The 10057-nt window shown below is 69.5% G+C and carries 10 protein-coding genes; 7 read left to right on the forward strand and 3 right to left on the reverse strand.

Annotated elements, in window-relative coordinates; translation table 11 throughout:
- The first annotated feature begins 119 nt into the window (after positions 1-119).
- On the forward strand, positions 120-593 hold the full coding sequence (locus tag H5J29_RS10120; protein ID WP_376768516.1) for a regulatory protein RecX: 474 nt from the start codon (positions 120-122) through the stop codon (positions 591-593).
- A 231-nt stretch (positions 594-824) separates the two neighbouring features.
- Here H5J29_RS10120 and H5J29_RS10125 read toward each other — a convergent pair whose 3' ends face one another.
- Positions 825-1760: a LysR family transcriptional regulator gene (locus tag H5J29_RS10125; protein ID WP_181780671.1), complete on the reverse strand. Its 936-nt coding sequence runs from the start codon at positions 1758-1760 to the stop codon at positions 825-827.
- A gap of 146 nt (positions 1761-1906) precedes the next feature.
- Here H5J29_RS10125 and H5J29_RS10130 point away from each other — a divergent pair, with 146 nt between their 5' ends.
- The 6 genes from H5J29_RS10130 (at position 1907) to H5J29_RS10155 (ending at position 9024) form a co-directional block, all read left to right on the forward strand.
- The gene (locus H5J29_RS10130; RefSeq protein ID WP_246393711.1) at positions 1907-2566 is read left to right on the forward strand and encodes a succinate dehydrogenase cytochrome b subunit; all 660 of its coding nucleotides are present in this window, start codon (positions 1907-1909) and stop codon (positions 2564-2566) included.
- A gap of 1 nt (position 2567) precedes the next feature.
- The gene (locus tag H5J29_RS10135; RefSeq protein ID WP_181780672.1) at positions 2568-4511 is read left to right on the forward strand and encodes a fumarate reductase/succinate dehydrogenase flavoprotein subunit; all 1944 of its coding nucleotides are present in this window, start codon (positions 2568-2570) and stop codon (positions 4509-4511) included.
- Positions 4508-5263, forward strand: a complete 756-nt coding sequence (locus H5J29_RS10140) for a succinate dehydrogenase/fumarate reductase iron-sulfur subunit (RefSeq protein ID WP_181780673.1) — start codon at positions 4508-4510, stop codon at positions 5261-5263. Before H5J29_RS10135 ends, H5J29_RS10140 begins: the two co-directional genes overlap by 4 nt.
- Positions 5264-5482: 219 nt before the next feature.
- On the forward strand, positions 5483-6283 hold the full coding sequence (gene sdhC, locus H5J29_RS10145) for a succinate dehydrogenase subunit SdhC (RefSeq protein ID WP_376768515.1): 801 nt from the start codon (positions 5483-5485) through the stop codon (positions 6281-6283).
- A gap of 4 nt (positions 6284-6287) precedes the next feature.
- Positions 6288-8204 carry a fumarate reductase/succinate dehydrogenase flavoprotein subunit gene (locus H5J29_RS10150; protein ID WP_181780674.1) on the forward strand — a complete coding sequence of 639 codons (1917 nt, stop codon included), beginning with the start codon at positions 6288-6290 and terminating at the stop codon, positions 8202-8204.
- A gap of 73 nt (positions 8205-8277) precedes the next feature.
- Positions 8278-9024, forward strand: coding sequence for a succinate dehydrogenase/fumarate reductase iron-sulfur subunit (locus H5J29_RS10155; RefSeq protein WP_181780675.1), 747 nt, complete (start codon positions 8278-8280; stop codon positions 9022-9024).
- A gap of 48 nt (positions 9025-9072) precedes the next feature.
- Here the strand turns inward: H5J29_RS10155 and H5J29_RS10160 are convergent, their stop codons facing one another.
- Together H5J29_RS10160 and H5J29_RS10165 are read right to left on the reverse strand one after the other, a co-directional pair.
- On the reverse strand, positions 9073-9291 hold the full coding sequence (locus H5J29_RS10160; RefSeq protein ID WP_246393712.1) for a PEP/pyruvate-binding domain-containing protein: 219 nt from the start codon (positions 9289-9291) through the stop codon (positions 9073-9075).
- A 153-nt stretch (positions 9292-9444) separates the two neighbouring features.
- Positions 9445-10057, reverse strand: a 613-nt coding sequence (locus H5J29_RS10165; RefSeq protein WP_181780676.1) for a LysR substrate-binding domain-containing protein, incomplete at its 5' end; no start/stop codon positions are given.

Here is a 10057-nt window from a genome sequence, read left to right on the forward strand (position 1 = left end):
GGGCTCAGCCCCGTGGGCGCGGGCGAGGGCGGACCCGGCGGCCCTCGCCGGACGAGCCCGTCGAGGACACCCGCACCCCCGAGGAGCAGGAGGCCGCGGCCAAGGAGATCTGCCTGCGCCTGCTCACCGACCGCGCCCGCACCAAGCACGAGCTGGGTGCGCGGCTGCGGCAGAAGGGCGTCGCGGACGAGATCGCCGAGCGCGTCCTCGCGCGCTTCGACGAGGTCGGCCTGATCGACGACGAGGCCTTCGCCGGGGCCTGGGTCCGCTCCCGGCACCGGCACAGCGGCCTGGGCAGGCGCGCGATCGCGCAGGAGCTGCGCCGCAAGGGCGTCGCCAAGGAGATCGCGGACGAAGCGCTCACCGAGGTGGACGACGGTGCCGAGGCCGAGCGCGCCCGCGAGCTCGTCGACCGCAAGCTCCGCACCGTCACCCTCGGCGGCCCGGACGAGCGTCGGAAGGTCGCGCAACGCCTGGTCGGCATGCTCGCCCGCAAGGGCTACCCACCCGGCGTCGCGTACGGCGTGGTCCGCACCGCCCTCGCCGAGCACGGCGCGGAGGAGGACGAGCTCGGCCCCCCGGACCTCGACTGACCGCGAGGCTGACCCGGCGCAGCCCGCGTTGATCAACAGGCCCTCACGCACCTCGACGCCCCCAGGATCCTGCGTGAGGGCCTGGTGACCACCCCCCGCGTTGATCAACAGACCCTCACGCACTCTCGGGGCCGAGAATCCTGCGCCGGGGCCTGTTGATCACCCCGAATGGTGATCACCAGGCCCTCACGCATCCGTTCGGGCGCTGGATCCTGCGTCAGGGCCTGGTGATCACTCGGGGCGGTGCAGGACCTGCACGTCCGCGGAGAGCCCGCCGGTGGCGTCGACGGTGCTCACGTAGTTCAGCAGGACGTCGATGAAGGTCTGGGCGGCGTGGGTGGGGGCGATGTCGGCGCGGCGGGCCAGGGCCACCGTGCGGTACAGGGGCGGGGTCAGCACCGTGCGGCGCAGCCGGGGTCGGCCCGCGAAGACCAGGTCCGGCACCACCGCGACCCCCGTGCCGGCCTCGACCAGCCGCAGCACCGCGTCCATCTCGCCGCCCTCGACGGCGAAGCGGGGCGTCACACCGGCGTCGCGGTAGGCCTCCAACGTGACCTCGCGCAGGTCGTAGCCCTGGCGCACCATCACCAGCGAACGCCGGGCGAGCTCGGTGACCGTCATCGAGCCGCGGGAGGAGGGCGGGCGCCCCGAGCGCGGCGAGGCCACCGACAGCCGCTCCCGCAGCAGCGGCAGGGTGTGCAGCGAGGGATCCACACCGGAGGGGGGCACGATGACCAGCGCGACGTCGAGCGCGCCCCGGGCGAGCTCGCGGACCAGCGACTGCGAGCCGTTCTCGGCCAGCTCCAGGTGGATCTCCGGGTGCCGCTCGTGGAACAGCCGCAGCACGTCGGCGAGCAGCCCGATGCACATCGACGGCGTCGCCCCCACCCGCACCCGACCGGTGCGCAGGCCCACCAGCTCCGCGACCGCGGTCCGGGCGGTGTCCATGTCCGCGAGCATCCGCCGGGCGAGCGGGAGCACGGCCTCACCCGCCGGCGTCAGCGAGACGATCTTCCCGCGGTTGACCAGAGGCGCCCCGAGATCGTCCTCCAGGGCCTTGAGCTGCCGGGACAGTGTGGGCTGGGCAACACCGACGACATCGGCCGCCCGAGTGAAGCTGCGCACGTCGGCGACCGCCACGAAGTACGCGAGCTGCTGAAGTGTCACGTGTATAGCCTACGTGCATCGATCATGGCGGCTCCATGCATTGGACGACAGAACTCCTGAGTAGTGCACTTGCGCACGTGGCGACACAGGTGTCTACGGGGGGCCCGGCGAAGGCCCCCGCGACCCCGGCACGGCCAAAGCGGCCGTTGATCCCGGGAGTCCTGCTCAAGTTCGTGATGGCGCTCAGCGGCGCCGTCCTGGTGCTGTACCTCGTGGTGCACATGATCGGCAACCTCCAGATCTTCTGGGGGCCCACGGCGATCAACGGCTACGCGGAGTGGCTCCGGACGCTGCTCGAGCCCGTGCTGGGCTGGGAGGGTCTCGTCTGGGTCGTCCGGATCGCGCTCCTGCTGTCCGTGGTCGGGCACATCTGGGCGGCGACGGTGCTGGCGCTTCGCGCGAAGCGGGCCCGTCCGGTCAAGTACGCGGCGGGCAACAAGGTCAAGGGCAGCTACACGGCGCGCACCATGCGCTGGGGCGGCGTGATCGTCCTGCTGTTCGTGATCTACCACATCCTGGACCTCACGGTCGGCGTCGCGAACCCGGTCGGCGAGCACCTGCGGCCCTACGAGAACATCACCGCCGGCTTCGCGCCGGACCGCTGGTACATCACGCTGTTCTACGTCATCTCGCTGGTGGCGATCTGGTTCCACCTCAAGCACGGTCTGTGGAGCGCGATCCAGACCCTCGGCAGGTCGAGCAACCGCCGCGAGAAGACCCTCAAGGCCGCCGCGACGGTGTTCACCACCGTGCTGATCGTCGGCTTCCTGATCGTCCCGATCTCCGCCACGTTCGGATGGATCTGACATGAGCTACGCCGACTACTCCGTCGGGACCCCGGTCGTCGACAAGGCCGCTCCCGAGGGCCCCATCGAGACCCGCTGGGAGCGCCGCAAGTTCAGCGTCAAGCTGGTCAACCCGGCCAACAAGCGCAAGGTCAAGATCATCGTCGTGGGCACCGGCCTGGCCGGGGGCGCGGCGGCGGCGACCCTGGGCGAGGCGGGCTACCACGTCACCAGCTTCTGCTACCAGGACAGCCCGCGGCGCGCGCACTCCATCGCGGCCCAGGGTGGCATCAACGCGGCCAAGAACTACCGGAACGACGGCGACAGCGTCTACCGGCTGTTCTACGACACCGTGAAGGGCGGCGACTTCCGCGCCCGCGAGTCGAACGTGCACCGGCTGGCCGAGATCTCCCGGCAGATCATCGACCAGTGCGTGGCGCAGGGCGTCCCGTTCGCCCGCGAGTACGGCGGCCTGCTGGACACCCGTTCGTTCGGCGGCGTGCAGGTCTCCCGCACCTTCTACGCCCGCGGCCAGACCGGCCAGCAGCTGCTGCTCGGCGCCTACCAGGCCCTCGAGCGGCAGATCCACGCCGGCACCGTGAACATGTACCAGCGCCACGAGATGCTCGAGCTGATCGTGGTCGAGGGCCGGGCGCGCGGCGTCGTGGTCCGGGACATGGTCACCGGCGAGATCTCCTCGCACCTGGCCGACGCCGTCGTGCTCGCCACCGGCGGCTACGGCAACGTCTTCTACCTGTCGACGAACGCCAAGGGCTGCAACGTCACCGCGAACTGGCGGGCGCACCGCAAGGGCGCACTGTTCGCGAACCCCTGCTTCACCCAGATCCACCCGACCTGCATCCCGGTCTCCGGCGACCACCAGTCGAAGCTGACCCTGATGTCGGAGTCGCTGCGCAACGACGGCCGCGTCTGGGTGCCGAAGCAGCTCGGCGACACCCGCAAGCCGTCGGAGATCCCGGACGCTGAGCGGGACTACTTCCTCGAGCGCAAGTACCCGAGCTTCGGCAACCTGGTCCCGCGCGACATCGCCTCGCGTGCGGCCAAGGAGGTCTGCGACGAGAAGCGCGGCGTCGGTCCGTCGGGCCTCGGTGTCTACCTGGACTTCGAGGACGCGATCACGCGCCTGGGCCGCAAGGCCGTCGAGGCCAAGTACGGCAACCTGTTCGAGATGTACGAGCGGATCACGGGGGAGAACCCCTACGACACGCCGATGCGCATCTTCCCGGCCGTGCACTACACGATGGGCGGGCTGTGGGTCGACTACGACCTGCAGAGCACCATCCCCGGCCTGTACGTGGCGGGCGAGGCGAACTTCTCCGACCACGGCGCGAACCGGCTCGGCGCCTCGGCGCTGATGCAGGGCCTGTCCGACGGCTACTTCGTCCTCCCGGTCACGATCGGGGACTACCTGGCGTCGAACAAGCTGCCGGAGATCGCCCCGGACGCCCCCGAGGTCGTCGAGGCCGAGGCGGCGGTCGCCGAGCGGGTCGAGAAGCTGCTCTCGATCAACGGCAGCCGCACGGTCGATTCCTTCCACCGCGAGCTGGGCCACATCATGTGGGACTACTGCGGCATGGAGCGCACCGAGGAGGGCCTGCTCAAGGCCATCGACCTCATCGCGGAGCTGCGCCGGGAGTTCTGGAACAACGTCAAGGTCCCCGGCACGGGGGCGGAGCTCAACCAGAGCCTCGAGAAGGCAGGCCGGGTGGCCGACTTCATCGAGCTGGGCGAGCTCATGTGCCTCGACGCCCTGCACCGCCGCGAGTCCTGCGGCGGCCACTTCCGCGGCGAGAGCCAGACGGAGGACGGCGAGGCCCAGCGCGACGACGAGAACTTCTCGTACGCCGCGGCCTGGGAGTACACGGGGTCGGGTTCGGCCCCGGTGCTGCACAGGGAAGAGCTGAACTTCGAGTACGTCCACCCGACCCAGCGGAGCTACAAGTGAAGGTCAACCTGCGGGTCTGGCGTCAGACCGACCCGGTCGACAAGGGCAAGATGGTCGACTACACCGTCGAGGACGCGTCCGAGGACATGTCGTTCCTCGAGCTCATCGACGTGCTGAACGAGAAGCTGATCCTCTCGGGCGACGAGCCCATCGCCTTCGACCACGACTGCCGCGAGGGCATCTGCGGCGCGTGCTCGATGGTGATCGACGGTCAGCCGCACGGCCCCGAGCGCGCCACCACCACCTGCCAGCTGCACATGCGGAAGTTCCCGGACGGCGCCACGATCACCGTCGAGCCCTTCCGGGCGGGCGCGTTCCCGGTGATCAAGGACCTGATCGTCGACCGGAACGCGTTCGACAAGATCATCCAGGCCGGCGGCTACATCTCGGCCAACACCGGGTCGGCGCCCGAGGCGCACTCCACCCCGGTGCCGAAGGCGGCGGCGGACCGCTCGTTCGCGGCGGCCAACTGCATCGGGTGCGGCGCCTGCGTCGCAGCCTGCCCCAACGGGTCGGCGAGCCTGTTCCTCGGCGCCAAGCTGACCCACCTCGGCGAGATGCCGCAGGGCCAGCCGGAGCGTTGGGACCGCGTCGTCAACATGGTCGAGACGCACGACGACGCCGGCTTCGGTGGCTGCACCAACACCGGCGCCTGCGCCACGGCCTGCCCCAAGGAGATCCCGCTCGACGTGATCTCCCAGCTCAACCACGACTACCTCAAGGCGACCGTCGGCGGGCGCCGCAAGAAGTAGCCCGCAGGATCGACAACTGCACAAGGCGAGCCCGGTTCCCCCTGGTGGGGGCCGGGCTCGTCGTGCTGCGTGAGCGCCCGCGCACCTAGTGTGACCTACGTCTCGACCTTCGGATTGTTCCTGACCTGACACACGTCACGTGTGACCTCCGTCGTACGCTCCCTGTGATCCGCACGACAGGCAGATGTTTTCAGGCAACGACGCCGAACGAGGGACGACGTGTCATCCACCACTGACATGGGCGCCGGCCGCGCACAGATCGCGGCCAGGACGCTCCGCACGGACCGATGGTGGCTCCCACCCCTGTTGAACTTCGCGGGACTGGGCGCCTGGGTGCTCTACGCGACGGTCCGCGCGTTCATGCAGAACTGGTACTTCGTGCCGGAGTACAACTACCTGACGCCGTTCTACTCACCCTGTGTCTCGAACGGGTGCGTGGAGCAGGCCGCCCACCTCGGCCGGTTCGTGCCCGACGTGTGGTTCCTGCCCTACGCGCTGATCTCGCTGCCGTTCCTGCTGCTCTTCCGGCTGACCTGCTACTACTACCGGAAGGCCTACTACCGCGCGTTCTGGGGCAGCCCGCCCGCGTGCGCGGTGGCCGAGCCGCACGGCAAGTACACCGGCGAGACCCGGTTCCCGCTGATCCTGCAGAACCTGCACCGCTACTTCTACTACGCCGCGGCCCTGATCTCGATCCTCAACACCTATGACGCGGTGATCGCGTTCATCAAGTCCGACGGGTCGTTCGGCCTCGGGCTCGGCAACATCATCATCGTCGCGAACGTGGTGCTGCTGTGGGCGTACACCGCCTCGTGCCACTCGTGCCGGTCGATCATCGGCGGCAGGCTGAACCACTTCTCGAAGCATCCCCTGCGCTACCGGGCCTGGGGCTTCGTCACGAAGCTGAACGGCAAGCACATGCAGCTGGCCTGGGCCACGCTGGCCAGCCTCGCGATCACGGACGCCTACATCATGTGCGTCTCGGCGGGCTGGATCTCCGACCTGCGGATCGTGGGGTGATCTTGTGACCGACCAGACCGACCGGACCGTCGAGCACCACGAGTACGACGTCGTCGTCATCGGCGCCGGGGGAGCGGGCCTGCGGGCCGCGATCGAGGCCAGGCTGCAGGGCAAGCGGGTCGCGATCATCTCGAAGTCGCTGTTCGGCAAGGCCCACACCGTGATGGCCGAGGGTGGCTGCGCGGCGTCGATGGGCAACGTCAACGAGAACGACAACTGGATGGTCCACTACCGGGACACCATGCGCGGGGGGAAGTTCCTCAACAACTGGCGGATGGCCGAGCTGCACGCCAAGGAGGCACCGGAGCGCGTCTGGGAGCTGGAGACCTACGGCGCGCTGTTCGACCGCACGCCCGACGGCAAGATCAGCCAGCGCAACTTCGGCGGGCACACCTACCCGCGGCTCGCGCATGTGGGCGACCGCACCGGGCTGGAGCTGATCCGGACCCTCCAGCAGAAGATCGTGTCGCTGCAGCAGGACGACTACGTGGTGACCGGCGACTACCAGTCCCACCTGCGTGTCTTCCACGAGTGCACGATCACCGAACTCCTCAGGACCGACGGCCGGATCGCGGGCGCCTTCGGCTACTTCCGCAACGACGGCCGGTTCGTCCGCTTCGACGCCCCGGCGATCGTCATGGCGACGGGAGGGGTCGGCAAGAGCTACCAGGTCACGTCGAACTCCTGGGAGTACACCGGGGACGGGCACGCCCTGGCCCTGCGCGCGGGCGCCACGTTGATCAACATGGAGTTCCTGCAGTTCCACCCGACGGGCATGGTCTGGCCGCCGTCGGTGAAGGGCATCCTCGTCACGGAGTCCGTCCGCGGCGACGGCGGTGTCCTGCGGAACTCCGAGGGCAAGCGGTTCATGTTCGAGTACGTGCCGGACGTGTTCAAGGAGCAGTACGCCACCACCGAGGAGGAGGGCGACCGCTGGTACACCGACCCGGACAACAACCGCCGTCCCCCGGAGCTGCTCCCGCGTGACGAGGTCGCGCGCGCGATCAACTCGGAGGTCAAGGCGGGCCGGGGATCACCGCACGGCGGGGTGTTCCTGGACATCGCCTCCCGCAAGACGCCCGAGGAGATCCTCAAGCGGCTGCCGTCGATGTACCACCAGTTCAAGGAGCTGGCCGACGTCGACATCACCAAGGAGCCGATGGAGGTCGGCCCGACCTGCCACTACGTGATGGGCGGGATCGAGGTCGACCCGGACACCGGGATGTCGTCGGTGCCGGGGCTGTTCGCCGCGGGCGAGTGCTCGGGCGGGATGCACGGGTCGAACCGGCTGGGTGGCAACTCGCTGTCCGACCTGCTCGTCTTCGGCAGGCGGACGGGGCTCTACGCCGCGCAGTTCTCCGAGGGGGCCCGGCCCGCCGTGGACCCCGCCGAGGTGGAGGCCGCCGTCGACCGGGCCCTGCTGCCCTTCTCCAGCGCGACCGACGGCGGGGAGAACCCCTTCGTCGTGCAGCTGGAGCTGCAGAAGACCATGCACGAGCTCGTCGGGATCATCCGCAAGGCCGACGAGATGGAGATGGCGCTCAAGAAGCTCGAGGACATCGCGACGCGGACCCGCACCGTGACCGTCGAGGGGCACCGGGAGTTCAACCCGGGCTGGCACCTCGCCCTGGACCTTCGGAACATGCTGCTGGTCTCGCTGTGCGTGGCGCGGGCGGCGCTGGAGCGGCAGGAGAGCCGCGGCGGGCACACCCGCGACGACTTCCCGGTGATGGACTCGGACTGGCGGCACATCCTGCTGGTGTGCTCGGCGCTGGGCGAGGACAACGTGGAGCTCACGCGCAAGGAGCAGATCCCGATGCGGCCCGAGCTGTTCGACCTCTTCGAGCTCGACGAGCTGAAGAAGTACTACACCGGCGAGGAGCTGGGCGGGCACCGCGCGGACCGGGGGGAGACCCGGTGAGCGGGCGTGCGAGCGAACCCATCAGCACAGCGAGCCGGCGAAGCCGGGCGACGAGCGTCAGCGAGGAGCACGGATGAGCCACTGGCACCACTTCCGCGTGTGGCGCGGGGACTCCTCCGAGGGGGACCTCGTGGACTACCCGGTGGAGGTGAACGAGGGCGAGGTCGTCCTCGACATCATCCACCGGCTCCAGCAGACCGAGGCCAACGACCTGGCCGTGCGCTGGAACTGCAAGGCGGGCAAGTGCGGGTCCTGCTCGGTGGAGATCAACGGCAAGCCGCGGCTGGCGTGCATGACGCGGATGTCGACCTTCGCCGACGACGAGGTCGTCACCGTGACCCCGCTGCGGACGTTCCCGGTGATCCGGGACCTGGTCACCGACGTCGAGTTCAACTACGTCAAGGCCCGTGAGGTCCCCGCCTTCGCCCCGCCCGAGGGGGTCGCGCCGGGGGAGTACCGGATGCAGCAGATCGACGTGGAGCGGAGCCAGGAGTTCCGCAAGTGCATCGAGTGCTACCTCTGCCAGAACACCTGTCACGCGGTGCGCGACCACGAGGAGAACAAGGCGGCGTTCTCCGGGCCGCGGTACCTCATGCGGATCGCCGAGCTGGACATGCACCCGCTCGACGCCGCGGACCGCAAGGACTCCGCGCAGGACGACCACGGCCTGGGCTACTGCAACATCACCAAGTGCTGCACCGAGGTCTGCCCCGAGCACATCAAGATCACCGACAACGCGCTGATCCCGATGAAGGAGCGCGTAGTGGACCGCAAGTACGACCCGATCGTCTGGCTGGGCAACAAGCTCTTCCGCCGCTGACCCTGTGAGTGGCGATGGTCGCTGTGGCGACTATCGCCACTCACGAGCTCAGGAGGCCGCGATCTCCTTGGCGAGGAGGTCGGGGCACGACGTCATCGGCATGTGGGCGGCGGGGAGGTCGGCGCTCGTCGTCGCCACGCAGAAGCCCGGCGGCACCCGGACGCCGTCGAGCCGCGACAGCTCCCCCAGGTTGGCCCCCTTGCCGCCGACCTCGGCGACCCGCGTCCGGTCGACCTCGTCGAGTCCCACCACAAAGCCCACGTGCACTGCCTCATCCCCCTCGTCCACGCTGTGCGACGGCGAGTATGGAGGGGAAATCAAAGCCTCATGAGGGCCGCCGATCCTGTATAAGGTCGAAGTGGGGAACGACCACCCACCGCTCGTGACCCGGCGTGCCGGACCGGCCCTGAACCCTCCCGGTCAGAGCGGGGTCGCCTGCGCGGCCTCGATCGGCTCGATCCCGTGCAGGGCGTCGACGAGGGCGCGCACCGTCTCGTCGGTCTCCCGGCGCTGTTCCGACCAGACCGCCATGGTCGACAGCGTGAGCGTGACGTCGCGGAGGGCGAGCCGGACGACGGGTTCGTCGACGAAGATCTTCGTGCTGGTCCCGCCGCTCAGCGGGGCGAGGGCGAAGGCCTGACCCGAGGCCACGAGGTGGGCGAGGCCGCCGAAGTCGCTGCCGCCCAGCGTCAACCGCTTGCGGACGCCCATCCGGTTCATCAGGTCGTTCAGCCGTTCGTAGATGAGCGGCGCCGATCCGAAGTAGACGGACGCGAACGGCAGGTCGGCGAGCTCCTCGAGCCGTACCGACGTCCGGTCGTCAAAACCCCGCCCACGCGCGACGACGACCGCGACGGGATGCGTCTCGAGGGTGCGCGTGCGCAGCCCGCGCGCCTTGACCGGCCCGTGGACGAGCGCGACGTCGAGCAGGCCGTCGGCCACCTGGTCGACGAGGGGCTGAGTGCTGTCCGGCACGAACCGCACGGCCTGCTCGGGGCTCAGCCCGGTGATCGCGGTGAGCACCTCCGAGCGG

This window comes from Pseudonocardia pini, from assembly GCF_013870575.1.
Classification (GTDB): domain Bacteria; phylum Actinomycetota; class Actinomycetes; order Mycobacteriales; family Pseudonocardiaceae; genus Pseudonocardia; species Pseudonocardia pini.